The 25790-nt window shown below is 31.5% G+C and carries 22 protein-coding genes; 9 read left to right on the top strand and 13 right to left on the bottom strand.

Annotated elements, in window-relative coordinates; genetic code table 11:
* The first annotated feature begins 161 nt into the window (after positions 1-161).
* The 3 genes from LCI24_RS02700 to LCI24_RS02690 all read left to right on the top strand — a co-directional run bounded on the left by LCI24_RS02700 (position 162) and on the right by LCI24_RS02690 (position 4848).
* Positions 162-1046, top strand: a complete 885-nt coding sequence (locus LCI24_RS02700) for a metallophosphoesterase (RefSeq protein WP_274639046.1) — start codon at positions 162-164, stop codon at positions 1044-1046.
* A 265-nt stretch (positions 1047-1311) separates the two neighbouring features.
* Entirely contained in the window at positions 1312-2514 is a 1203-nt protein-coding gene (locus tag LCI24_RS02695) for a porin (protein ID WP_274639045.1), read from the top strand.
* Between the two features lie 72 nt (positions 2515-2586).
* Positions 2587-4848 carry an inorganic phosphate transporter gene (locus tag LCI24_RS02690; protein WP_274639044.1) on the top strand — a complete coding sequence of 754 codons (2262 nt, stop codon included), beginning with the start codon at positions 2587-2589 and terminating at the stop codon, positions 4846-4848.
* Between the two features lie 61 nt (positions 4849-4909).
* Here LCI24_RS02690 and LCI24_RS02685 read toward each other — a convergent pair whose 3' ends face one another.
* The 5 genes from LCI24_RS02685 to leuS form a co-directional block, all read right to left on the bottom strand.
* On the bottom strand, positions 4910-5779 hold the full coding sequence (locus tag LCI24_RS02685; protein WP_274639043.1) for an acyl-CoA thioesterase: 870 nt from the start codon (positions 5777-5779) through the stop codon (positions 4910-4912).
* 30 nt (positions 5780-5809) lie between these two features.
* The gene (locus LCI24_RS02680; protein ID WP_274639042.1) at positions 5810-6874 is read right to left on the bottom strand and encodes a GNAT family N-acetyltransferase; all 1065 of its coding nucleotides are present in this window, start codon (positions 6872-6874) and stop codon (positions 5810-5812) included.
* Between the two features lie 187 nt (positions 6875-7061).
* Positions 7062-8018: a hypothetical protein gene (locus LCI24_RS02675; protein ID WP_274639041.1), complete on the bottom strand. Its 957-nt coding sequence runs from the start codon at positions 8016-8018 to the stop codon at positions 7062-7064.
* Between the two features lie 111 nt (positions 8019-8129).
* Positions 8130-8582 (bottom strand): hypothetical protein, encoded by a 453-nt coding sequence (locus tag LCI24_RS02670; RefSeq protein ID WP_274639040.1) that lies wholly within the window; start codon positions 8580-8582, stop codon positions 8130-8132.
* A 105-nt stretch (positions 8583-8687) separates the two neighbouring features.
* Positions 8688-11507 carry a leucine--tRNA ligase gene (gene leuS, locus LCI24_RS02665; protein ID WP_274639039.1) on the bottom strand — a complete coding sequence of 940 codons (2820 nt, stop codon included), beginning with the start codon at positions 11505-11507 and terminating at the stop codon, positions 8688-8690.
* 434 nt (positions 11508-11941) lie between these two features.
* Between leuS and LCI24_RS02660 the strand changes: the two genes are divergently transcribed.
* Positions 11942-12943, top strand: a complete 1002-nt coding sequence (locus LCI24_RS02660) for an SAM-dependent methyltransferase (protein WP_274639038.1) — start codon at positions 11942-11944, stop codon at positions 12941-12943.
* 46 nt (positions 12944-12989) lie between these two features.
* Here the strand turns inward: LCI24_RS02660 and LCI24_RS02655 are convergent, their stop codons facing one another.
* The 5 genes from LCI24_RS02655 to tyrS all read right to left on the bottom strand — a co-directional run bounded on the left by LCI24_RS02655 (position 12990) and on the right by tyrS (position 18583).
* Positions 12990-13532 carry a porin family protein gene (locus tag LCI24_RS02655; protein ID WP_274639037.1) on the bottom strand — a complete coding sequence of 181 codons (543 nt, stop codon included), beginning with the start codon at positions 13530-13532 and terminating at the stop codon, positions 12990-12992.
* 162 nt (positions 13533-13694) lie between these two features.
* A complete protein-coding gene (locus tag LCI24_RS02650) occupies positions 13695-14237 on the bottom strand; it encodes a DUF2911 domain-containing protein (protein ID WP_274639036.1) in 543 nt (180 codons plus the stop codon).
* Positions 14238-14299: 62 nt separating this feature from the next.
* Positions 14300-16387 carry a TonB-dependent receptor domain-containing protein gene (locus LCI24_RS02645; protein WP_274639035.1) on the bottom strand — a complete coding sequence of 696 codons (2088 nt, stop codon included), beginning with the start codon at positions 16385-16387 and terminating at the stop codon, positions 14300-14302.
* Between the two features lie 95 nt (positions 16388-16482).
* A complete protein-coding gene (locus LCI24_RS02640; protein ID WP_274639034.1) occupies positions 16483-16848 on the bottom strand; it encodes a hypothetical protein in 366 nt (121 codons plus the stop codon).
* Between the two features lie 430 nt (positions 16849-17278).
* On the bottom strand, positions 17279-18583 hold the full coding sequence (tyrS, locus tag LCI24_RS02635; protein WP_274639033.1) for a tyrosine--tRNA ligase: 1305 nt from the start codon (positions 18581-18583) through the stop codon (positions 17279-17281).
* 62 nt (positions 18584-18645) lie between these two features.
* Between tyrS and LCI24_RS02630 the strand changes: the two genes are divergently transcribed.
* Entirely contained in the window at positions 18646-19656 is a 1011-nt protein-coding gene (locus LCI24_RS02630; protein ID WP_274639032.1) for an SDR family oxidoreductase, read from the top strand.
* Here the strand turns inward: LCI24_RS02630 and LCI24_RS02625 are convergent.
* The 3 genes from LCI24_RS02625 to LCI24_RS02615 are packed head-to-tail and all read right to left on the bottom strand — an operon-like array spanning position 19649 to position 22205.
* Positions 19649-20140, bottom strand: coding sequence for a DUF4296 domain-containing protein (locus LCI24_RS02625; protein ID WP_274639031.1), 492 nt, complete (start codon positions 20138-20140; stop codon positions 19649-19651). The two genes, LCI24_RS02630 and LCI24_RS02625, sit on opposite strands and share 8 nt — an antisense overlap.
* On the bottom strand, positions 20141-21478 hold the full coding sequence (locus LCI24_RS02620; RefSeq protein WP_274639030.1) for a dihydroorotase: 1338 nt from the start codon (positions 21476-21478) through the stop codon (positions 20141-20143).
* A 4-nt stretch (positions 21479-21482) separates the two neighbouring features.
* Positions 21483-22205, bottom strand: coding sequence for a polyprenol monophosphomannose synthase (locus LCI24_RS02615; RefSeq protein ID WP_274639029.1), 723 nt, complete (start codon positions 22203-22205; stop codon positions 21483-21485).
* A 77-nt stretch (positions 22206-22282) separates the two neighbouring features.
* On the opposite strand from LCI24_RS02615, the gene LCI24_RS17030 reads away from it, so the two are divergent.
* The 4 genes from LCI24_RS17030 (at position 22283) to LCI24_RS02600 (ending at position 25716) form a co-directional block, all read left to right on the top strand.
* Positions 22283-22921: a DUF4271 domain-containing protein gene (locus tag LCI24_RS17030; protein ID WP_420802974.1), complete on the top strand. Its 639-nt coding sequence runs from the start codon at positions 22283-22285 to the stop codon at positions 22919-22921.
* Between the two features lie 14 nt (positions 22922-22935).
* Complete coding sequence (locus LCI24_RS02610; protein WP_274639028.1) at positions 22936-23682, top strand: uroporphyrinogen-III synthase; 747 nt, start codon at positions 22936-22938, stop codon at positions 23680-23682.
* 118 nt (positions 23683-23800) lie between these two features.
* Positions 23801-24793 (top strand): inorganic phosphate transporter, encoded by a 993-nt coding sequence (locus LCI24_RS02605; protein WP_274639027.1) that lies wholly within the window; start codon positions 23801-23803, stop codon positions 24791-24793.
* A gap of 38 nt (positions 24794-24831) precedes the next feature.
* The gene (locus tag LCI24_RS02600; protein WP_274639026.1) at positions 24832-25716 is read left to right on the top strand and encodes a sterol desaturase family protein; all 885 of its coding nucleotides are present in this window, start codon (positions 24832-24834) and stop codon (positions 25714-25716) included.
* The last annotated feature ends 74 nt before the right edge of the window (positions 25717-25790 follow it).

Here is a 25790-nt window from a genome sequence, read left to right as displayed (position 1 = left end):
TTGTAAGTTATTAAAAATTAACATTATAGAACTAAAATATTTTTCACCTTCTTATTTAATCATAAACTTAACTTAATAGCTTACCTATTTTAACACTCAATAAATTTTGTTGTATATTTCATTTTTTTGCACCTTTATATGCGCATAAACTTCTACTACCAATGTCTTCAAATCATAGAATAAACAGAGCTTTTAAAAGAGCAAAGGAGCTACCTTTAAATGAGAGTTCTAAATATATTTTATTTTCTGATTGCCATAGAGGTGACAACAGTTTTGCTGATGACTTTGCTCGTAATAGAAAAATATATCATTATGCTTTATCTCAATATTTACAAAAAGAATTCACTTATATAGAGTTGGGGGATGGTGATGAACTTTGGGAAAATAAATTTGTAAATATTTTCAATGCCAATAAATACATCTACCTATTACTCCAAAAGTTTCACCAACAAAACAGGTTATATTTTATCTGGGGAAACCATGATATGAATTATCGAAAGCCTAAAAATGTTGCTAAAAACTTTAATTCTTATTACGACACTATTGACGGAAAGAAAAAAGAGTTAATGCCAAATGCTTCTTTTTCTGAAGCAATTAAACTGGTACAAGAAGATGGTAAATCTATCTTCTTACTCCACGGTCATCAAGCAGATTGGTTTAATTATACTTTTTGGAAATTCAGCAGGTTTTTGGTTCGTGTTTTATGGCGACCTTTACAAATACATGGAATTAAAGACCCCACAAGTCCTGCTCAAAACTTTAAAGGATTAATAAAGGTAGAACGCCGTTTAGAAGAATGGATTAAGAGTAATAATAATCAAATGATTATTACAGGACATACACATCGCCCCAGATTTCCATCAAAAAACAAACTTCCACATTTTAATGATGGTAGCTGTGTACACCCTAGATGCATAACTGGTTTAGAAATTGAGAATAATGAAATAACTCTTATTAAGTGGCATGTAGTAACTAAAGAAGATGGTACTATGCAAATTACAAGATCTGTTCTTGAGGGGCCTAAAAAAATAACCGACTACATTTAACTTCGTAACTTTTTATTAACTTAAACCCTCACATCACATAACAGTTTATTAAATTGTACTTAATATTTATATTAAAAAAAGAGAATACTTTTGATTCACCTCTAAAAGAGGAGTAGTCATTATAAATTTATTAGTTTTTGTCGACTATTTATTTGACTCACTATATACTGCCTTGAAAACAAGGCAGTTTTTTAATATTAGATTAACACTAAGTTAACATAAGGGTTAGTTATTTGCCGCGACAAAAACTAATAAACAACATCTAATGAACTATAAAACAGTACTTACGTCTGTAAGTATGTTTGTGTTACTCTACACACATGCACAACAAACAAACGCACCAAAATTTGGAAAGGGTATATTTAATCTAGTAGGAAAAGACAGTACTTGGTCTATGAATATGGGTGCTAGAATGCAATTTTTAGCAACAGCAGAATGGGATTCCAACAAAGATGGTTTATATAACCCAACATCTTCAATGTTAGTAAGAAGAGCTCGATTAAAATTTAAAGGATTTGCTTTTTCTCCTAAATTAAAATATAAAATGGAACTTGGATTATCTAATAGAGATATTAGTGGCGCTTCAGAACATACAGGAAACGCCCCAAGATACATTTTAGATGCAGTTCTAAAGTGGAACTTCCATCAAAATTTTGAATTATGGTTTGGACAAACCAAACTACCTGGAAACCGTGAACGTGTTATTTCTTCTGCTAATATGCAATTAGTAGATCGTTCTTTATTAAACAAACGTTTTAATATTGATAGAGATATGGGAATACAGTTAAGACATCATTTTAATTTATCTGATAAGTTTATTGTTAGAGAAGCTTTAGCTTTTTCTCAAGGTGAAGGAAGAAATGTTACTGTAGGAAACCTAGGCGGACATCAATATACTGCTCATCTAGAATTTTTACCTTTTGGAAAGTTTGAAGGCAAAGGAGATTATATAGGTGGAGACTTAAAAAGAGAGCAAGCACCTAAACTTGCTATTGGTATGAGTTATGACTTTAATAACAATGCCGTAAAAACTAGAAGTAACCAAGGTACATATATGGTTAATGATGAAGGTTACTATCAAACAAACATATCAACCTTTTTTATGGATGCTATGTTTAAATATAAAGGATTCTCTTTTATGGGAGAATATTCATACCGAGACGCCGAAGATCCTTTCGCAAAAAACTCAGATGGAACTCTTACAGGAGAAATTGTACAAGTAGGAAGTGGTTTAAACCTTCAATCAGGGTATTTATTTGCTAAAGACTGGGAAGTATCTGGTCGTTTTACTAACATTTCTTTAGACGAAAACATTACAGGAAAAGGAACTGAAAATCAATACACAATAGGATTATCAAAGTACATTGTTGGTCATAAATTAAAAGTACAAACCGATATTAGTTACTTAGATATAGCAACAGCTACAAATCAATTGATGTATAGATTACAGGTAGACATACACCTTTAAATGATAACATAAACATAACATGAGAGCGTTCTTGTGTAACTAAATTTGCAAAACTTAATTAAAAACTAAAAAATGGGAGATCCATATATTTTGATGCTAGTCGCTTTGGCTGTTTTAGCTATTGTAGACTTGGTTGTGGGAGTTAGTAACGATGCTGTTAACTTTTTAAATTCAGCAATTGGTTCTAAAGCAATTAAAGTAAGAAATATTATGATAATTGCGAGCGTTGGGGTGTTTTTTGGAGCAGTTACCTCAAGCGGTATGATGGAAGTAGCACGTAAGGGTATTTTTAACCCTAGCATGTTTATGTTCCAAGACATCATGTTTATTTTTATGGCTGTTATGATTACTGATATCTTACTATTAGATATCTTTAACTCATTAGGAATGCCTACCTCAACAACAGTTTCTATTGTATTTGAATTATTAGGGGCAGCTGTTTGTGTGTCATTAATTAAAATTGCAGCTAACGAAGCTCAATCAATTTCAGACATTTGGAACTACATTAATCATAAAAAAGCTATTCAGATTATAAATGGTATTCTACTCTCCGTAGTAGTTGCTTTTTCTGTTGGTGCAATTGTACAGTTCTTTTCTCGTTTAATTTATTCGTTTAATTTTGAAAAAAGAGCTAGTTACATCAATGCTTTATTTGGTGGTTTCGCAATTACGGCTATTACATATTTTATCTTTGTTAAAGGAATGAAAGGAACTCCTTTTTATAAAGATATAAAACATTTAGTTGAAGGAAACACACTTGTTATAATTGCTGGAGGCTTTGTTTTTTGGAGTGCTATATCTCAAGTATTAATCCATTTTTTCAAAGTCAATATCTTAAAATTGATTATTGGTGTAGGTACCTTCTCTTTAGCAATGGCCTTTTCTGGTAACGATTTAGTAAACTTTATTGGTGTACCAATTGCTGCTTGGAACTCATACCAAGCTTGGGAAGTATCTGGTGTTGCACCTGATGCATTCTCTATGGGAATTTTAGCTAAGAAAGTACCTTCTAACGTATGGTTATTATTATTAGCAGGAGCAGTAATGGTTGTCACTTTATGGACTTCTAGCAAAGCTAGAAATGTAATTAAAACTGGTATTGATTTATCTCGCCAAGGAGACGGACATGAAAAATTTCAACCGAACCCATTATCTAGAGTTGTAGTTAGAGCAGCTATGGGAGTAAACCTAGGTATTAGTGCTATTATACCTAAAAAGACTTTAAACTTTATCGATTCAAAGTTTCAAAAACCTGTAATTGAATTACCTAAAGACAAAACTTACGAAATGCCTGCTTTCGATTTAGTAAGAGCATCTGTAAACTTAATTGTTGCTGGTATTTTAATTTCTATTGCAACTTCAATGAAATTACCATTATCTACCACTTATGTAACATTTATGGTTGCAATGGGTACCTCTTTAGCTGATAGAGCTTGGGGACGTGAAAGTGCTGTTTATAGAGTTGCTGGTGTAATTAATGTTATTGGTGGATGGTTCTTAACAGCGATTACAGCTTTCTTAACTGCAGCTTTAGTAGCTTACTTAATTAGCTGGGATATGGTAATGATTCCTGTATTGTTATTAGTGGTTGCTCTTTTAATTGCAAGAAACACTTTACAACACAGAAAAAAATCTAAAGAAGAGAAGAAACAAGTACATATGGAGAGAGCAGAATTAATCACCATTAACGGTGTGATTGAAGAAAGCTCAGATCATATTGCTGGTGTTGCTCATCGTATTAATAAATTATACTCAAGCGTTGTAAAAGACCTTGCCACACACGATTTAGTTAAATTACGTAAAACTGATAAACACGTTACAAAACTAAATGATGAAATTGATAACTTAAAAGACGGTGTATTCTACTTTATTAAGTCTTTAGACGATACTTCGGTACAAGCAAGTAGATTCTATATTTTAATTTTAGGGTATTTACAAGACGTTGCTCAGTCTATTAGCTACATCTCTAGAGCTACTTACAAGCACGTTAATAACAACCATAAAAACCTTAAAAAAGGACAAATTAAAGATCTTAAAAGTATTGACAATACACTTTCTAAGCTATTAGCTGATATTGGTGATACTTTTGAAAATAGAAGTTTTGATAATTTAGGACATATTATTAACGAAAAGAAAGAGTTGTTAAAAGATGTATCTAAATCTATAGAAAAACAAGTAGAACGTATTAGAACAGATGAAACAAGTCCAAAGAATACTACATTATACTTTAGTATTTTAATTGAGACACAAGATTTAGTATCTGGATTAATGAGTTTACTAGAAACATATGAAGAGTTTCATATCAGTACAAAAACAGCTGAAATAGAAGCTTAATCAAACAAAAAAAGCCGAGTTAATTAACTCGGCTTTTTTTATTTCTTATCTATATTAACTATTACTTCTTCTTCATAGGACGCATCAAACCTTCTTGCGCAACTGAAGCTATTAATTTACCATCTCTAGTATAAATATTTCCACAAGCAAAACCTCTTGCTCCATTAGTATTAGGACTTTCAACAGAGAACAACATCCAATCATTAAAATCAAAATCACGGTAAAACCACATGGAGTGATCTAAACTTGCCATTTGTGTATTTCCAAAATTGGCTACACTTGCATTTGGATTTAAACAAGCTGTTAAAATATTATAGTCCGATATATAAGTTAATATTTGTTGTTTAATTCCTAGTGGTAAATCAGATGCTTCTCCTTTTAATTTAAACCAAACATCAACTACGGGTGGTAAATCCTTTCGGTCTAACGGATTTACAATTTGTACTGGTTTAAAATTAATAGGACGCTCAATACTTAAAAAGTCTTTCATTTTCTTTGGTAAAAAAGCTCCAAACTGATCCAGCATATCTGTCCAACTTAATAACTCTTCTGGTTGTTTTAAGTCTTTTTTTATTGGCTTTTGATGCTCGTAACCATCTTCTTTTTTATGGAATGAACAAGACAAAATAAAAATTGTTTTATCTTTTTGATGCGCTGTTACTCTACGCGTAGAAAAACTACCTCCATCACGGATAGTTTGTACATTATATGTTATAGGTAACTCTAAATTCCCTGCTTCTAAAAAATATGAATGTAACGAGTGTAAAATACGTTCCTTTGGTGTTGTTCTATAAGCTGCATTTAAAGCTTGTGCTAATACTTGACCACCAAAAACATTTGGGCTTCCTATATCTCTACTTACTCCGTTAAAGTTCCCTTCACCTAAATCGTCAAGGGTAAGTATATTTAATAATTCTTGTGTGTTTTTCATTTGTTAATACAATAAAGAGGATCTAATTCTTTATACTTTTTTTATTTTAAAAGGTTTTATTAACCTAAATTCTGTTGGCTGAATTCTATTCAAAAATAAACTTAAAATACGGTTTGGAATACTTTTTCTATGTCGTAAATAAATTGTTAAGTCTTGAGGCACTGCTCCTACAGAACTTTTTATTTCACTAGCTGTTCTTCCAAAGTTTATGGCTTTTATATTTCTATCAATAGCCAATGAAATATAATCATACAACATTCTTTGATAAATTGCATAGGTTCTATTAACTGTATAATCAATCCCTACAAAATGCGCATCTAACGAGTTTTGATTTATCATTCCTGATAAAAACCCAACTAACTTATCTTCTAACCAATATACTTTAATAACATAATCATCTTTTAAGTTCTTTTTTAAACACATGTACGTTTCAATATTAAAGTACCCTAAATTAAAACTCGCCTTATTTGATACGTTCTTATATAGTAACGCCATTTCGGGCAATAATTGTTTTAAAGATTCAATTGTTATCTCTTCCGTTTGTATACCTGTACTCATTTTCAAAGCCTTTCTAGCTTTTACTCTATACTTTGTTTTTAATGCCGCTAAATAATCTTCAAAAGTATTCCAATTACTTTCTAATGTTAATACCATATTAGGGTCCACATTAAAAGAATTATAACCAACATTATGTAGTGCATCAGTAATAAAAAGAGATTCGTTCACAAAATCTTTCAACATAAAAGCATCTATTGTTTCTTTTGAAATCTCTTTTTCAAAGGCTATAATAGCTTTAGCTAATTGTATTACTACTTCTTTCTTATCTTGATTAGGTTTTATAAAAATTCCATGTTCACCACTTACAAAAGTATTACCACATGTAAGTATTTTAAAGGGTTTTTGAGAAGACAATAAGTGTAATTTCCTCCCCATACAACGCATCCATTCTACAATCGATTGTAAATCGTTTTGAACACTGTCTAAATAAAAATCAACTAACTTAATGGTAGCAAAAGCTATCGCTTCTTGCTTTTCATCAAACAATAAAATATAAGAAAACTGTATTTGTTTATTGTTCTTTTCTAGAGCCTCCAAATATTCTGGCTGGAGGTATAAGCTATTTGTACACTGAAGCTCTTTCCAAACATTTTCAGGTATCTCCCTTACTGAAGAAAAGTAACATGTATTGGATGATTTTTTTTTACAGGATAAAATAATGTCAGCTTTTACGATTTGTATTTGTGTAAATTAGTAAAAGTTTATCAAATACCTATAAATTACTTTAAGCTACTCCATTATTCCAAACAGGTACTTTTAAAAATCTACTTATTTTTACCATATCGCTTAACAAGTATTCTTTATCACCGTGATTTAGTAAGTTATGACGCTCTCCATTTTGAGTAACCAAATTAACTTCATAACAATAATAACCTCCTGACTTATTTCCTTCAACAAATTTTGACAATACTTGTAATGCATACACTTGTTGAAAAGGTATTATTTCACCATCAACTAATACTTTCCTTTTTTGTGAGTATAAAAATGCTTTGGCTCCAAAAGAAAATAATAAGAAAACACCTACTAATAAAAAAGGACCGCCTGAAGTAAAAAACATCTTTCCTCCATGCATAAATGTTAAAGGTTCTTTTGAAAATTCAAAAAATTCTATAAAAGACCAAACCACATAGTTTAACCCCATTAAAAGGAAACTCCAAGCTGCAAATTTCAAATAAGAGCTAGAGGTTATTTTATAACCAAAAGCTGTTTTTTGTAAGCGTTCACTTAAAAAATTACTTCCTGAGCCTTTAACAGCACTCCAAGAAATGTTTTGCCCAATAGCATCGGTTGTAAAGTCACCAAAAGAAAACTCTATTTGTTTATTGGTTGGTGAGTTTTTCTTTCTTTTTGCCCAATAACTAGAACCAAACATACCTATAAGCATAAAAGCTAATACCGCTAACATCCCACCAGTTTTATAGTAAGTATATCGTTGTTTACTTATACTTAACTTATGAACTGGAACAGTAATTTCAAGACGTTTTATATCATTTAAATCTTTTCTTGTGGGGTTTGTAAGCTGTTGTAATGAGTCTAGTTCTCGTACACTTTGCTGTACTTCAATTTCTCTTTTATGAAACGCTTCATACACGTTTTGTAACTGTGGAAATGCTACAAAAATGAAAATACCAATTGGAATTATTGCAAAAATCCATGAATTGTTAAGGGATACTTTTTTCATATTTTATTTTTTTAGAAAGCAAATTTGAGAAAAGTTTTTGACTTTATCACATAAAATAAGAAAGCCTTTACATGCATGTAAAGGCTTTCTTATAAACAATATTTTTAACTATTATTCACAAAAAGGAACTGTAAAAAATCCTTCTATTGAATTATCAGCACTTGAATTTGCTTTTATTTTTATGGTTAGTTCATTATTTGTAAATCTTACTACCTCCGCAACTCCTTGAAAAAAGTTTAAAGGGTTAGATCCTTTCTTACTAAAAACTACATTCACATTATCATAAGTTCCTAACTCTGCTTTCACATAAGTTGAAATCTCTAATTCGTAATCAAAAATATCTGAACTACAATCTGCTTGTATATTGGTAATATGTACTGAAAGTTCATTATTTCCAGACATAAATGCTTTACCACCTTCTGCCGTAAAACTTGTTCCAAATACGTTTCCTGATAATTTTGTGTTTGCAATTCCAGCTGGATCATTATCGCTATCAGAACAGCTACTCATTACTAAAGTTAGGCACATCAAAACCACATAACTAATTTTAAAAATCTTTTTCATTCGTTGAAATTTTAATTTGTTTTTACAAGGCGCGAATTTAGTTTAAAAATAAAAACCCACAAACAAATTAATTGCTTGTGGGCTTTTTATATTAATAAGGTTAGCTTACCCTACAATATTTATAATTTTTCCTGGGACAATAATTACTTTTTTAGGCTCTCTTCCTTGTAATTGTTGTTGCGTTTTTTCATGTGCCATGACCGTTTTTTCAATTTCGTCTTTGCTCATATCTAACGGTAACTCTAAGGTAAAACGCATTTTACCATTGAAAGAAACTGGATAGTTCTTAGAACTTTCAACTAAATGCTTCTCTTCAAATTTTGGAAAAGCTACGGTTGCAATAGACTCATCATGTCCTAACTGACTCCATAATTCTTCTGCAATATGTGGTGCATACGGAGAAATTAATACTAACAATGGTTCTAAAATAGCTCGTTTGTTACATTTTAACGCTGTTAACTCATTTACCGCAATCATGAAAGTAGAAACGGATGTGTTGAACGAGAAGTTCTCAATATCTTCTTCTACTTTTTTAATTGTTTTGTGTAAGGTTTTTAATTCGTCTTTGGTTGGTTCAGCATCAGAAACATTGATTCCGTTTTCATCTGTGAATAATTTCCATAATTTCTTTAGGAAAGAATACACTCCTGAAATCCCTGAAGTTTTCCAAGGTTTTGTTTGTTCTAACGGCCCTAAGAACATTTCGAATAAACGTAAACTGTCTGCTCCGTATTCTTCACAAATTAAATCTGGATTTACAACATTGTATTTCGATTTTGACATTTTTTCAACCTCGCGTCCTACAATGTATTTACCATCTTCTAAAATGAATTCTGCACCTTTAAAATCAACATTTAATGGATGCTTTTTAAACGCTTCAATATCTAACTCATCAGAAGAATTTACTAAAGAAACATCGGCATGAATAGGTTGTACTATTTTGTCTCCTATTAACCCTTTAGAAACAAATGTATTTGTGCCTTCTACTCTATAAACAAAAGCAGAAGTTCCTAAAATCATTCCTTGGTTGATTAGTTTTTTAGCAAACTCATCTACTGGTAACAATCCTCTATCAAATAAGAATTTTTGCCAAAAACGCGCATATAATAAGTGTCCTGTAGCGTGTTCTGAACCTCCAATATATAAATCTATTTGTTTCCAATAGTCAACCGCTTCTTTACTTACAAACTCTCCTTCGTTATTCGAATCCATATAACGGTTAAAATACCAAGAACTTCCTGCCCACCCTGGCATTGTATTTAACTCTAGTGGGAAAACAGTTTCGTTATCAATCTTGCTATTTTCAACAACAGTGTTTGTTGTTGTGTCCCATGCCCAAACCTCAGCATTCCCTAACGGTGGTTTTCCATCTTCAGTTGGTAGGTATTTCTCAACTTCTGGCAATACAATTGGTAAATGCTTCGCATTAATCATTTGTGGCATTCCGTCTTTGTAATATACAGGGAAAGGTTCTCCCCAATAACGTTGACGACTAAATACTGCATCGCGTAAACGATAGTTTATTTTTCCGTAACCAAATCCACGTTTTTCTAATTCGTAGATTACAGTTTTCATTCCTTTTTTATAATTTAAACCATCTAAGAAATCAGAGTTTGCTAATTTAATTCCATCTTTAGCATCGTTTGCTTTTTCAGAAATATCAACATCTGCAAAAATATTTGGAATCTCTAATCCGAAGTGTTTTGCAAAATCATAATCACGTTGGTCACCACATGGTACCGCCATTACCGCTCCTGTACCATAGCTTGCTAATACATAATCACCAATCCAAATAGGTACTTGTTTTCCTGTAAACGGATGCAATGCATACGCACCAGTAAACACACCTGAAATGGTTTTTACATCTGCCATACGATCGCGCTCAGAACGTTTTGCTGTAGCCTCTATGTATTCTTCAACAGCCTTTCTTTGCTCATCAGTCACGATTCGTGACACTAAATCGTGCTCTGGAGCTAAGGTCATAAAAGACACTCCAAAAATAGTATCAGGACGTGTTGTGAATACGTCTATTTTAGCATCGTGTCCATCCACATCAAAAGAAACCATCGCTCCTTGCGAACGACCGATCCAGTTAGTTTGGCTATCTTTTAATGGCTGTGGCCAATCAATATTTTGTAATCCGTCTAATAAACGTTGTGCATACGCAGAAATTCGCATAGACCATTGGGTCATTTTTTTACGAACTACAGGATGCCCTCCACGTTCTGAAACTCCGTTTACAATTTCATCGTTTGCTAATACTGTTCCTAGTGCCGGACACCAGTTTACTTCAGTATCAGATAAAAATGTTAAACGGTATTGTAATAGTATTTCTTGTTGTTCTTTGTCAGAGAAGTTTTTCCATTCTTCGGCAGAAAAAATAGTTATATCTTCATCAGAAACTGCATTTACATTCGTATTTCCTTCTGCTTCAAACTTTGCTACTAAGGTTGCAATATCTTCTGCTTTATCTGTGTCTTTATTGTACCAAGAATTGAACAGTTGAATAAAAATCCACTGTGTCCATTTATAATATTCTGGATTTGAAGTACGTACTTCACGAGACCAATCGAACGAAAACCCAATATTATCTAACTGACGACGGTAAGTTTTAATATTCGTTTCTGTAGTAATTGCTGGATGCTGCCCTGTTTGAATCGCATATTGTTCAGCAGGCAGCCCGAAAGAGTCATATCCTTGTGGATGCAATACATTAAACCCTTTATGACGCTTGTAACGTGCATAAATATCTGAGGCGATATACCCTAATGGATGCCCAACATGTAACCCTGCTCCTGATGGATAAGGAAACATATCTAACACATAATATTTTGGTTTATCAGAATTATTTTCAGCTTTAAATGTACCTTGATCTGCCCAGTACTTTTGCCACTTTTTTTCTATCTCTTGATGATTGTATTGCATTTGTAATCGCTTGTTTTAAAGGATGCAAATTTACAGTTATTGTTGATAAGTAAAAAGTTTAGTTCTTTTAATACTTTATAAAGACTTAAATAAACAAAAAACCTCACAAGCATTTAAGCTTTGTAAGGTTTAAAATTGAAATAAGAGAGTTTTTATATTGTACTAATGTGCTATGTACATCAAAATTACTTTTAACGTTACTACATACACATCATGATTATTAAACGCTATGTGCTTTTACTAATTCTTTTATTTGGTGTTATTCGCAAAATATTAATTGAGTTATTATAAAAACTGAAAAATATCCTTACTGCCTATTTTTGAGTAATAAATGATTTAATTTCAGTCTCTAAAACTGTTAACATAACTTCATTAGCTTCTTTTTTAACTAATTCTATTTTTCTAATTTAGGGAGCTCAACAACTAACCTACTTATGAGCGAAAATATAACGACTTTAGATATTAAAGGAAAAGTATCTACCTTACTTAAAAACTCTATTGAACAATCTGAAATTGAAAATTTAATAAACGAAATACACGCTTACTTTAAAGAATTAACTCAGCTCACTGGATTCGATAATCATATAGAGCACTTAGCCTCCATAACAACTGCAAAAGGAAAAGCTTTAGGATTAAATCATGCTGCACAATGTTTGCTAGATTACAAACGAACTGTAAAGTTTTTAAAAGCTATGGTAATGGCGATTAAAGAAAAGCAACAAAATTACCCTAATGAAACGATCCGTGTTTTTTATGCTGGTTGTGGACCCTATGCTCCGTTTATTACTCTAATTGCTCCACTTTTTAGCCCTGAAGAAATACAATTTTCTTTACTAGAAATTAATGATAAATCTTTAGAGTATGCTAAAAACCTTATAAAAAAACTGGAGCTTACTAATTATGTAACAAACTACTATACTGCTGATGCTGTTACTTTCAAAATACCTGAACCTGAAAAGTATCATATACTCTTTAGTGAAACGTTGGATGCTTTGTTATATAGAGAGTGCTATGTTCCTATTTTATTCAACTTGCTTCCTCAACTACCAAAAGATACTGCTGTAATTCCAGAAAATGTATTGATAAAAATGAGTTTAGCTACCGATCTTATTGCTGACACTAAGCATACACCTGTTGAAGTTGATACCGTTATTGACGTTAGAGAAGCTATTTCATTAAATACAGTAAACACAATAGTTCCTACTCAACTACCTGATAAAAAAGTAGCTGTAAAATCATTAAACATAGAACAGTACAATTACTTACTATTGGACACATTGGTGCATGTTTATGGTAATATTTGGCTGACAAGAAATGAGTCTTCTCTAACAATTCCTCTTGAAATGGGAATTGAGCATCCTTTTCACTTTAATTCAATTATTTACACTTACCAAATGGATCCAGACATTGAGCTAAAGTACTCTTTAGAAAAGTAAAGTACTACTTAATAAAAAACCTCTCAAAAGAGAGGTTTTTATATTGTTAAAACTGATATCCAACAGAAATTTGAAAAGACCCGTTTTTAATATCAGGATTTTCTTGAATTGCTGTTAGTCCTAAATTATATCGTGTTTGCACAAATAAGCCTTGTTTAAATTGGTAACCTAAACCAAGGTTTGCACTCAAATCATAGTTTTCTACATCTGGATCTAAGCTTGTACCATCATTTGTTTTTAAAACATCATCTACTAAAAATGATATTTGAGGACCTAACTCAAGGGAAAAACCATCAACAATATAGTATTTAGCCATGACTGGTAACGAAATGTAATCTATTTTTAATTTATTAACATCGTTTTCTGTCCCCATTTGTGAGTACAAAACTTCTGGTTGAATAGAAAATGAATCTGATAACTTCAATTCTACTAATCCCCCTGCATGAAGCCCCAATCTAGAATCGGTATTTAAGTTATCTCCATGGATTGTAGCAACATTTAACCCTGCTTTAACTCCAAATTTAACTTGTTGAGCTTTAACTCCTGAAAATGCGATTATACATAAAATTACAAGTACTGTTTTTTTCATCATAATAGTTTTTAGTTTATACAGAGAAGTTTTGAAACAATCACCATGCCAATTTTCTTAATATTTTGTTGAAACTTTTGTTATCTTTCTTTGTAAACTTCAATATAACCCACAAAAAAACAGGCATCTAAAATGCCTGTTCTTTTTTATATTTAATTATAATTATCCTTTTATAGGAACAGTAACAATAACGTTATCCCAACCAATGTACATGTTAAATGTATCGTCTTCCCCTTCAAAAACAATAGAAAAAGCTTCGATTGTTTCATCTGACTTAGTAGTAGGTGCAATAATTCTAGCTACATCTTCACTTTCACTATAAAAGTAAGACCCCCAAACATTCTTGGCTGTATTTAAAATAAGAGTCCATTCTTTTTCTCCAGGAATTGTAAATAGTGTATATGTTCCTGCTTTTACTTTTTTATCTCCAAAAGTTACATCTTTATAAAATGTGATTTCTGCAGCTTCGTTTGCTCCTGTTCTCCAAACTTTTCCCATAGGAGCTAGTTTTGCTAAAGATCTTCCTTTTAATTGTGGACGACTATAAACAACTTTTACTTTCTTATCTGAAATTCTGTAACTACTTGGATAAGCAGCTGCATCCATTGGACTTTTATCTAAGCTTGCAAATTTTTGAGCCGCTACATCGTTTGTAAACACAAGTGCTACAGCAAATACGATAATTGATAAAATTGATTTTTTCATGTTCTTCTTTTTAATTGTTAATTGAGGATTTGTCTTCAAAATTAAACATCCTTACACAAAAACTAAAACTTATACTGCAAAAATGCTGTAAAATTTCTTCCTGATTCGTTAATTCTTGTCATTGACAAACCTGCTTGATTTTTATATGAGAAATTTAAATGGTTCGTATAATTCTCATCAAAAACATTTAAACAAGCAAGTCCTAATGTAAACTTTTTAAAAGGTTTAACCCCTAATTTAACATCTAAAGTTTGATACCCTTCTGTCACTGTTTCACCAAAAGAAGGCGCAATTTTTTCTTGCCTCGATACAATATTGTATTGTGCTTTTGCCCAATATTTTTCTTTGTCTAAACCAACAGAAATTTTTGACGTAAAAGGAGGATTTAATGGCAACGATTCATCAAAATCTTCATTTTCTGTCTTTACATAAGCTACTTCCGCTTGAAAATAGTAATCGTTAAACATTTGTAATTTAGTTGCTACTTCAAACCCTATTTTACTAGCATCTTCAATATTGGTAAACACTTTTGTAAATTCTGGTTGTTGATTCGGCATAAATTTCCTTGGAATGGTTGGATCGACTACTGCAGAAATATAATCTTCAAAAATTGAATAAAATGCTGATGTTTGATAATGTAATTGCAAGCTGTTATTCAACCCCAGTTTTCCTTTCAACCCTAACTCAAATTGATTATTTACTTCTGGTCGTAACATAGGGTTCCCCAAATATTCATACGAATCTGATCCTATTGTAAAATGATTAATATAACGCTCAGCCATATTTGCTGTACGCACTCCTCTACCAAAAGCAGCTTCTAAAATTGCTTTTTTAGAAAATGCATGCTTTACAGAAATATTACCACTCACATTGGTTTCATTTGTTTTTACCACAGGATATATTGCGGCAAAATCAGCTTCTAAATCTTTGGCATTTGCATTTACAACATCTATACGAATACCTGTAGTTAGTACGGTTTTAGCCGCTAAATTGAATTTTGCTTCAGAAAACACTCCAAAATCATTTATATAAGCATCTTGCCAAATCTTATCTACTTTAATCATAGGCATTGGCAACATCATACCGTTCATCATTTTTATAGTACGTGTACGATTTCCTTCTCTTTTAATGTGATTGATATCACTTCCTACAAACAAATCAAAGTTTTTATGTAAATCTAACTCAAACTCTACTTTACCTCCTATAGTAATTGACTCCACTGGTGATGAAGCAAAAACCATGTTGAAATTTGGGCGATTTCTATTTGTCATTAAATGATCTACATAACTGTAAAAACCTTTAGTGGTAATTGCTTTTAATGTGTTCCCTAAGTTTATTGCTTTGTAATCTAACGATACAATTGTACTGTTGTCATAATCGGTATCCATTGGTAACGCCGCATGCTTTATATCTCTACCAAAAGATTGACGCCAATGTGCTTGTAAGCGTTGATTTTGGGTAAGGTTGTAACCTAATTTAACCCCGTAATCGGTACTGGTAAATGATGATGGTATCTCTGTACCGTTTCCGTCTTTATAATCACCAAAATTTCGGTACCCTACATTTCCTATTACATCGAACTTGTTTGTAACATGTTGTAACTGTAACATATTTACAAATGAGTTTCCATTTGTTTCATATCCTGATGAGAATTTTCCATGAAACCCACTATCTAATAATCTATGGTTTTCAGTTACCATGTTTACAATACCTCCAAAAGTTGCACCATATCTCACTGTAAAAGGCCCTTTGATAATTTCAATTTTTGAAATTTCTTCTGGAATGATGTGTGTGGTAATCGGATCCATTCTATTCGGACAAGCATTCACAGCTTTTGTACCTCCATCGTACATAACATTTAATTGTTCATAAGCAGCACCTCTAAATGTAGGATCCATGGCATAATTTCCTCTTTTTATTACTGAAAATCCGTTGATTTCAGAAAATAAGTCTGCTACGTTTTTAGGTTGAATTACTTTTTTTTGATAATCATTTTTAACTGTAGCATGAACAGGATTTGTTTTTATTTTTCCGTCTACAATTACTTCGTTTAATTGTATAGTTTCTTGTTTAACCGTGTCTTTTTTTTGTTCTTGAGCAGACACAGCTATTGTGCAGATGCTAAAAAGCATCCATCCTAAATTTTTCATTAAAATTGGATTTAATTTTTTACATAATTGTATAATAGCACCTTCCAATTCAAAACATTTGAATTGTTAATAGCGCAAAAAACTGTATGAAAAAATTAAACTATTGGTGGATGAAACACTTTCTTGTTAAGTAAGTAGTGGTAATTTTTCTTAAATGAAAACAATGCTTTCCTTTCAGTAAATTTCTTTTCTTCTAATTCTATAGCTAAGATATTTACAAACCCTATCGGATATTCTTCCATTGAAATTCGCAACGAATTAAAATCATCATCTTGTTGTTGTTCAAGCTCCATCATTAACTGACATTTACCATTACAGTTTAACTCTGGTTTATCTTTGTTGATACACAAAACTTTTGATATATAATCATAATTTATTGCATACTCAACAAAAGGAGCTATTGGGCGCAACATGGCTATCATGTATAATGCAACAAAAAAATATATGCTTAGTTTCTTCAACAACAAAGAGGGCTTTTACTAGCACAAAGATACTACTATCCCTACTGATAACCAACAATAAAATTTCACGTTTTTTGTTTTATTTTAATTTATTCTAAATAAAAAACTTATATTTGCACGGATTTTACGAAAAGATAATGATTGTTTTTTATACTGAAACCAAGAACGTTAGCTCTAAAACTTCTGTTAAGACATTACAGAAAACTACTACTTGTAGTTCTTCATGTGCAAGTAATTGTATTAAACCTAAAAGTAAATGCTGCAATAAGTATCAAAAGAAAGGAATTAATTGTAAAAGATGTCCTTTAACGTTTGATTTAAAAGCTGTCTCATAATTATAACGATTTCCCCCGTTTGTTTATATATCACAAACAAAAAGCCCTTAAAAGAAATTTCTTTTAAGGGCTTTTAATTTTATATACTATATTCTTTATGCTACTTTTAACAAAAAGTAATTTTTCTTACCTCTTTGTAATAACACATATTTATCAGCAATAAGGTCTTTTGAAGTGATAACAAAGTCTTCACCCACTTTTTCCTTATTTACTGATATTGAGTTCTCTTTTAATGCTCTTCTTGCATCTCCATTTGATTTTAAGAAACCTGTTTTAGCGGCTAAAGCTGCAATCATGTCTAAGCCTTCAGCTATGTCTTCCGACGTTACCTCAGCTTGCGGAACCCCATCAAACACATCTAAAAAAGTTTGCTCATCTAAGTTTTTTAAATCCTCAGCTGTTGACTTTCCAAATAAAATATTTGAGGCAGCTATTGCTTTATCTAACTCTTCTTTTGAATGTACAAAAATTGTTACTTCCTCAGCTAATTTCTTTTGTAAAACTCTTTGATGCGGAGCTTCTTTATGCTCAGCAATTAAAGCATCAATAGTATTTTTATCTAAAAATGTAAATATTTTAATATACTTTTCAGCGTCTTCATCCGAAGTATTTAACCAAAACTGGTAAAATTTGTAAACTGATGTTTTATCTGCATCTAACCAAACATTTCCTCCTTCTGATTTTCCAAATTTTGAACCATCAGCTTTTGTAATTAATGGGCACGTAGCTGCAAATGCTTTTGCATCTTCACCAGGTGTCATTCTACGAACTAGTTCTGTACCTGTGGTAATGTTTCCCCATTGGTCAGAACCTCCCATTTGTAATTTACAGTTTAAGGTCTTATATAAGTGATAGAAGTCATACCCTTGAATTAATTGATACGTAAACTCTGTAAAGCTCATTCCGTTACCTGCTTCTCCTGTAATACGTTTTTTTACAGAATCTTTTGCCATCATGTAGTTTACAGTAATTCTCTTACCAACATCTCGTACAAATTCAATAAATGAAAAATCTTTCATCCAATCGTAATTGTTTACTAATAAAGGAGAGTTTTTAGCTCCGTTATCAAAATCTAAAAAGCGACCTAACGTTCTTTTTAAACCCGCAACATTTTTTGCTAAAGCTTCTTCATTTAATAAATTACGTTCATCTGATTTTCCTGTTGGATCACCGATCATACCAGTTGCACCTCCTACTAAAGCTATTGGTTGATGCCCTGCTTTTTCAATGTGAACTAGTAAAATAATTGGAACTAAACTACCAATGTGTAACGAATCTGCAGTTGGATCAAAACCAATATAAACCGATGTCATTTCTTTTTGAAGTTGTTCTTCGGTTCCTGGCATAATGTCGTGAATCATTCCACGCCATTGTAATTCTTCTACTAAATTCTTGGTCATTTTATTCTATTTTTAAAGAAGCAAAGATAAGTTTATCAACCAAAATAAACTAAATTCGCTTTATGATTTTAGTTACAGGAGGAACAGGTTTAGTAGGCTCACATTTATTATATCATTTAAGCCAAAAAAACGACAAGATTCGAGCTATTTTTAGAACTGAAAAAAAGCGCGAACATGTTAAAAAAATCTTTTCTTTTTATACCGATAATGTACAACAGTATTTTTCAAAAATTGAATGGGTACAAGCTGACATTACCGATACCCCTTCACTAGAACCTGTATTTAATAACGTTACACAAGTTTATCATTGTGCTGCATTAGTTTCTTTTAACCCAAAAGATTATAGAAAAATGCGCCAAGTGAATATTGAAGGAACTGCTAACCTAATTAATTTTGCTATTGATGCGAATGTTGATAAGTTTTGTTTTGTAAGCTCTATCGCTGCGGTTGGTAATGCTATTAATAGTAAACCAATTAATGAAGAAAATGAGTGGGTAGATAGTGATGAAAATCATGGCTATGCAATTACCAAGTATGGTGCTGAAATGGAAGTTTGGAGAGGTAGCCAAGAAAATTTAAATGTAGTAATTGTGAATCCTGGAGTGATTCTGGGTGGTGGCTTTTGGAATGAAGGTTCTGGGAAAATGTTTACCCAAATAAATAATGGCTTAACATTTTACACAGAAGGTGTTACTGGTTTTGTTGGAGTATATGATGTCGTAAAAGCAATGATAAACCTAATGGGTTCTGATATAAAAAATGAACGTTTTATTCTTGTTTCGGAAAACAAATCGTTTAAAGATCTTCTATTAAATATTGCTGATAATCTGAATAAAAAAAGACCTTCAAAGAAAGTTGGAAAGCTAATTACTTCAATATTTTGGAGAGTGGATTGGCTTTTAACAAAACTTACAGGTAAAGAACCTTTGTTAACTAAAAACTCGGCTAAATCCGCTCACAATACATCATTCTATACTTCAAAAAAGATTATAGAGCAACTTAACTTTGAGTTTGAACCTCTTAATGAGGTAATTGCTAGAGTTTCTAAAGAGTTTAAAAAGGAAGTTACTTAATCTTCTTTAAGTCCTTTTTTTCAAACTCTCTATCTTCTCTTTTTATTAACTCTTTAGGAGTATCATCCAATAATATTTCCTTATCTAAAACTATATCTCTTTTTAGTTTACCTCCCTTTTTAATTCCTTTTATAGAGTCTTGAATTTCCTGCTTTTCTCTGTATAAACTGTCTAATAAATCAATATTTTTTTTTACTTTTTTTAAGATTTCTGCATACTCATCAACCTTAGAAGTATAATATGTATTACTAGCATCAAAACGAGTACTATCAATTCTATACTTTTCGTATACCAAAAACATATAGTTCTTTTCTCGTTTTAAAAATTTGTTTTTTTGATTTTTAGCAGAAGAAGCTATATACATATCGGTTAATAACGAAACCATAGAATCTTTCGGAATTAAGTTCTCAGGCTTTTTGTATATCGTATTACTAGTACACGACACCAAAAGCAAACCAATACATATGTAAAAAAAAGACTTCATTTATCTGTTAAATAATAATCGTTTTCCTTTAATTTCTTCATTAAAAACTCCCTCGTTATACATTAAATTTCCGTTTACAAATGTATGTGTTATTTGATTTGAAAACTCAACTCCTTCAAACGGTGACCATCCACATTTATACAGTAAACTTTCTTTATCTACTGTCCATTTTTTATCAGCGTCAACTAAAACTAAATCAGCATAAAAACCTTCTTTTATGAAACCTCTTTTTTCAATTTTGAAGATTTTTGCTGGGTTATGACTCATCTTCTCTACCGCTTTTTCAATTGGCAACACTCCTTCTTTCACCTTTTCTAAAACAGCTGTAACTGCATGTTGTACTAACGGTCCTCCACTAGGTGCTTTTGTATATACGTTATCTTTTTCTTCTAAAGTATGTGGTGCATGGTCGGTTGCAATGATATCAATTCTATCATCTAACAAGGCTTTCCATAAACCATCTTTATCTTTTTGTGTTTTCACGGCAGGATTCCACTTAATGTGTGTTCCTTTTTTATCATAATCAGCATCTGTAAACCATAAATGATGTACACAAACCTCAGCAGTAATTTGCTTTTCTTCTAATGGAATATCATTTCTAAATAAATGCGTTTCTTTTTCTGTAGATAAGTGAAAAATATGTAAACGTGCTCCTGTTTTCTTTGCTAATTCAATTGCTCTTGAAGACGATAAATAACATGCTTCTTCACTACGAATCAATGGATGAAATTTTACAGGAATATCATCACCATATTTTGCTTTGTATTCTTCTGTATTTTTTCTAATGGTTGCTTCATCTTCACAGTGCACAGAGATTAACATCTTAGTTGATGAAAATATTTTTTCTAATACTTCTTCATTATCAACTAACATATTTCCTGTTGAAGAGCCTAAGAATAGTTTAATCCCAGCAACATCTTTAGGGTTTGTTTTTAATAACTCTTCTAAGTTATCATTAGTTCCACCAAACATAAACGAATAGTTTGCGTATGATGTTTTACTTGCAATATCAAACTTATCAGCTAACAATTCTTGAGTTGTTGCTTGAGGTACTGTATTTGGCATTTCTATAAACGACGTAATTCCTCCAGCAATTGCTGCCTTACTTTCTGTAGCAATATTAGCTTTATGTGTTAAACCTGGTTCACGAAAATGTACTTGGTCATCAATCATACCAGGAATTAAGAACTTTCCTTCCGCATCAACCATTAATACATCATCGGTAGGAATTATGTTTTCTCCTATCTCCTTAATAAATTCTCCTTCTATTAAAACATCGCCTTTAAAAACCTTGTTTTCATTAACGATTTGTGCGTTTTTAATTAAATATGATTGCATGTTGTTATTTTGGTAATCCGTTAATTCTCATTTTTATCACACCAAAGACAGCTTCTTTAATGATTCCTTTGCTTAGCTTTGACTTCCCTAAGACTCTATCAGTAAAAATAACTGAAACCTCTTTAATGTTAAATTTATGCTTCCATGCCTTGTATTTCATTTCTATTTGAAATGCATAGCCTACAAACTTAACTTTATCTAACTTGATTGTTTCTAGCACTTTTCTTTTATAGCATACAAACCCTGCAGTAGTATCATGAATAGGCATTCTGGTAATTAGTCGTACATACTTCGATGCAAAATATGATAAAAGGACCCTACTCATTGGCCAGTTAACTACATTAACTCCCACCGAATACCTTGACCCAATAGCTACATCTGCTCCTTCATTAGCGCATTCATTATACAATCGAATTAGATCGTTAGGGTTATGTGAAAAATCGGCATCCATTTCTATGATATAATCATATTTATTAGAAATTGCCCATTTAAATCCATGAATATATGCAGTACCTAAACCGCTTTTTCCTTCTCTTTTTTCAATAAAAAGCTGACTTGGAAATTCTTCTTGTAAGTTTTCTACGATTGTTGCTGTTCCGTCCGGAGAATTATCATCAACGACCAATACATGAAATACCTTTTCTTGACTAAAAGTTGCTCGAATAATAGCTTCGATATTTTCTTTCTCGTTATACGTAGGAATTATGACTAAAGCGTCTGACTTCATGTAATTTTCATATAAATCTGGGCAAAGATACACTTATTTATTACTAATTTTGTGTTAATTAAAAAGTATAAAAGCAATTGCAAGCAATAGAACGAATTACAAACCATGATAGTTGGATTACTTTAGTTATTGTATTGGCTATTGTTTTATTGGCTATGATGAAAGCGTTAAAACCTACTAAGTTATACGGGTATACTATTGCCTTTATAACTCCTGGTTTTTTTCACAAAAGAACCGAAGAAGGAGCTTCTTTTTTCACCCCTTTTAAATTGCTCTTATTTTCTTTTTCATCAATTGTTATTTCTCTGTTTCTATTCTTAATTTTAGTATCAGAGATATACTCTCATAGCTTTTTAGCTTTTTTAGGGTTACTACTATTTGTTATTCTGTATTTTTTACTACGTTTTTTAATAGATTATGCTTTAGCAAACACATTAGGCTTATCATCAATTGTTAGCTATTTTTTACATACAAAATCAGGCTATTTATATGTTCTTAGCATATGGTTACTTCCATTTATTATACTGTACCAATACACTTTTACAAACAAACTTTTTTTAGTTTATTCTTTCGGTATCTTGCTTATTTTTAGGGCTTTTTTAATTTTAACAAATAATAAAAAGCTTGTAATTAGCAAGTTGTTTTATTTTATTTTGTACTTTTGCACCCTTGAAATAGCACCGCTATTAATTCTTTATAAAACAACAACTACGTAATAAAGAGAAAGTTTATGAAAGTTAAAACTATTTTAGTCTCTCAACCTAAACCGAAAACAGAAACATCGCCATATTTTGATTTGGCGGAAAAGCAAAAGGTTAAGGTTGACTTTCGATCGTTTATTCATGTCGAGGGAATTCCTGTTAAAGAGGTTAGAGCTCAAAAGGTTGATTTAAACAATTACACAGCAATCATACTTACAAGTAGAAATGCTGTTGATCATTTTTTTAGAATTGCTGAAGAAATGCGCTTTACAGTTCCTGATGATATGAAGTATTTCTGCCAGTCTGAAGCTGTCGCTTATTATTTGCAGAAATACGTTGTGTACCGTAAACGTAAAATTTATGTTGGTAACAGAACGTTTCCTGAATTAACTAAATTAATTAAGAAACATAAAGATGAAAAGTTTTTACTTCCTTCTTCGGATAAGTTAAAACCTTTAATTCCTGATGAACTAGATAAACTAGGTGTAGATTGGAAGCGAGCAGATTTATATCGTACTGTTGTAAGTGATTTATCTGACTTAGAAGATGTTTTTTATGATATTTTAGTATTCTTTAGCCCGTCTGGAATTGATAGTTTATTTAAAAACTTTCCTGACTTCAAACAAAATAATACTCGAATAGCCGTGTTTGGTAACACTACCATTAAAGCCGTTGAAGATAGAGGGTTACGTGTAGATATTGCTGCACCAACACCTGAAACACCTTCAATGACAATGGCTTTAGAAAAATATATTAAAGAAGCTAACAAGAAGTAATTTATTTGTTTTTAGCAACTTAAACAGCCATCAAAGTATTTTTTGATGGCTGTTTAAGTTTACACATGTAAGTTTAATTTAACTCTACCGTCAAAGGAGTCATACTTAAATTAAACTTATGATTTTTTTACTACTTTTTTTAGCTGCTAGTTTTCTTGCATATAGTAATGGAGCAAATGACAATTTTAAAGGTGTTGCTACGCTATTTGGATCAGGGACAACCAATTACAAGAAAGCTATTAATTGGGCTACCTTAACTACCTTTTCTGGTTCTGTAGCAGCAATTTTTTTGGCAGATGAATTAGTAAAAAACTTCTCAGGAAAGGGTTTAGTTCCAAATGATTTGATTCAAACACCAATATTTGCCATAGCCATCGCTATGGGAGCAGCTATCACCGTGTTTTTAGCGACAAAAATAGGAATGCCTATTTCTACTACACATAGTTTAGTTGGAGCTTTATTTGGCACAGGAATTATAGCTGTAGGTAACATTTTTAATTTTAAATTACTGATTAGTACTTTTCTTTTTCCTTTAATTGTTAGTCCTTTAATTGCTACCTTTTTAAGCCTAATCGTTTATCTTATTTTTAAGTTTATACGAAAACAAATTCCAAGCTTAAATAAAAATAACCCAACTTTATTTAGCTTTTCTTCTGTAAGGATTTTAAATAGTTTACATTATTTGAGTTCGGGTGTTGTTAGTTTTGCTAGAGGATTAAATGATACTCCGAAGATTGTAGGTTTGTTAATTATTGCCAATAGCATTGACTTAAAGTGGAGTATGATATTAATTGCAGTAACTATGGCTTTGGGCGGATTGTTAAACGCAAAAAGTGTGGGTGAAACTATGAGTAAAAAAATTACTAAAATGAATTCTGGCCAAGGGTTTACTGCTAATATTGTTACTGGGCTACTTGTAACTACTGCCAGCGTACATGGCTTACCTGTTTCCACTACACATGTATCCGTTGGCTCTTTATTTGGTATAGGAACTGTTACCAAAAAAGCTAATTATAAAGTGATTACTAACATTTTACTATCGTGGATACTTACTTTACCTATAGCCGCTATTATAAGCGCAGGAATTTTTAAAATCTTAGAAATAATTTAACTAATTTATATTTTGTAATTGCTACTTTTAGGTTCTTTATGGATAAGTACATAGACATTATAAAAAACTCATATGCTGGTTACTGGAATTACATTAAGCAATCAGTACTTATGGAGTTAAACTGGGAGAATTACTTTTATGGTTTAATCATAATTTCTCTTGTTGTTTGGGCATTAGAAATTATATTTCCTTGGCGTAAAAACCAACCTTTATTTCGTAAAGATTTTTGGCTGGATACTTTTTACATGTTTTTCAATTTCTTTTTATTAAATCTTATAGTCCTTATTGCTTTATCAAACACAGCAGAGCAATTATTTAATGATATACTTGGTCTAGTTGGTTTATCAGTTGCTAGTTTTCAATTGTTTGATATTAATACATTTCCCTATTGGGCAAGAATCACCGTGTTTTTTATCATTATTGATTTTGTACAGTGGTTCACACATACTTTACTCCACAGGTATGAATTTTTATGGAACTTTCACAAAGTACATCATTCCGTAAAACAAATGGGGTTTGCTGCACATCTTCGTTATCATTGGATGGAGCCCGTAGTATACAACTCAATGAAATACATTCCGCTAGCTATTATGGGCGGATTCACAGCACAAGATGTAGCTATTGTGCACTTTTTCAATATTACTATTGGACACTTAAATCATGCCAATATTAATTGGGATTATGGTTGGTTAAAGTATATTTTAAATAACCCTAGAATGCATATTTGGCATCATGCTAAAGAGCTTCCACCAGAAAGAAGAATGGGTGTTAACTTTGGTATTACACTAAGTATATGGGACTACATTTTTAAAACCAACTACATTCCTTACAATGGACGTGATATTGAGTTAGGTTTTGACGGGGATGAAAAATTCCCAAAAGACTTCATCCACCAAGAACTCTATCCTATAGGAAAGAAATAATGTTTTAAGTCTTTTTTAACCTATTACTTCACACTTTCAATAAGCTATTTTAGTACCAATTTGTATCTTTAGCT

Source organism: Tenacibaculum larymnensis (assembly GCF_028829235.1).
GTDB lineage: Bacteria > Bacteroidota > Bacteroidia > Flavobacteriales > Flavobacteriaceae > Polaribacter > Polaribacter larymnensis.
Note: the sequence above shows the minus strand (reverse complement) of the source record. Positions and strands in the feature narration are given on the sequence as shown.

Excerpts from the sequence above, each read along its gene's own strand:
- LCI24_RS02620 (WP_274639030.1), bottom strand. The coding sequence starts at position 21,478 with ATGCAATCATATTTAATTAAAAACGCACAAATCGTTAATGAAAACAAG.
- LCI24_RS02700 (WP_274639046.1), top strand. The coding sequence starts at position 162 with ATGTCTTCAAATCATAGAATAAACAGAGCTTTTAAAAGAGCAAAGGAG.
- LCI24_RS02690 (WP_274639044.1), top strand. The coding sequence starts at position 2,587 with ATGGGAGATCCATATATTTTGATGCTAGTCGCTTTGGCTGTTTTAGCT.
- LCI24_RS02630 (WP_274639032.1), top strand. The coding sequence starts at position 18,646 with ATGATTTTAGTTACAGGAGGAACAGGTTTAGTAGGCTCACATTTATTA.
- LCI24_RS02610 (WP_274639028.1), top strand. The coding sequence starts at position 22,936 with ATGAAAGTTAAAACTATTTTAGTCTCTCAACCTAAACCGAAAACAGAA.
- LCI24_RS02685 (WP_274639043.1), bottom strand. The coding sequence starts at position 5,779 with ATGAAAAACACACAAGAATTATTAAATATACTTACCCTTGACGATTTA.
- LCI24_RS02675 (WP_274639041.1), bottom strand. The coding sequence starts at position 8,018 with ATGAAAAAAGTATCCCTTAACAATTCATGGATTTTTGCAATAATTCCA.
- LCI24_RS02650 (WP_274639036.1), bottom strand. The coding sequence starts at position 14,237 with ATGAAAAAATCAATTTTATCAATTATCGTATTTGCTGTAGCACTTGTG.
- LCI24_RS02615 (WP_274639029.1), bottom strand. The coding sequence starts at position 22,205 with ATGAAGTCAGACGCTTTAGTCATAATTCCTACGTATAACGAGAAAGAA.
- LCI24_RS02625 (WP_274639031.1), bottom strand. The coding sequence starts at position 20,140 with ATGAAGTCTTTTTTTTACATATGTATTGGTTTGCTTTTGGTGTCGTGT.
- LCI24_RS02660 (WP_274639038.1), top strand. The coding sequence starts at position 11,942 with ATGAGCGAAAATATAACGACTTTAGATATTAAAGGAAAAGTATCTACC.
- LCI24_RS02605 (WP_274639027.1), top strand. The coding sequence starts at position 23,801 with ATGATTTTTTTACTACTTTTTTTAGCTGCTAGTTTTCTTGCATATAGT.
- LCI24_RS02670 (WP_274639040.1), bottom strand. The coding sequence starts at position 8,582 with ATGAAAAAGATTTTTAAAATTAGTTATGTGGTTTTGATGTGCCTAACT.
- LCI24_RS02695 (WP_274639045.1), top strand. The coding sequence starts at position 1,312 with ATGAACTATAAAACAGTACTTACGTCTGTAAGTATGTTTGTGTTACTC.
- leuS (WP_274639039.1), bottom strand. The coding sequence starts at position 11,507 with ATGCAATACAATCATCAAGAGATAGAAAAAAAGTGGCAAAAGTACTGG.
- tyrS (WP_274639033.1), bottom strand. The coding sequence starts at position 18,583 with ATGACCAAGAATTTAGTAGAAGAATTACAATGGCGTGGAATGATTCAC.
- LCI24_RS02655 (WP_274639037.1), bottom strand. The coding sequence starts at position 13,532 with ATGAAAAAAACAGTACTTGTAATTTTATGTATAATCGCATTTTCAGGA.
- LCI24_RS02645 (WP_274639035.1), bottom strand. The coding sequence starts at position 16,387 with ATGAAAAATTTAGGATGGATGCTTTTTAGCATCTGCACAATAGCTGTG.
- LCI24_RS02600 (WP_274639026.1), top strand. The coding sequence starts at position 24,832 with ATGGATAAGTACATAGACATTATAAAAAACTCATATGCTGGTTACTGG.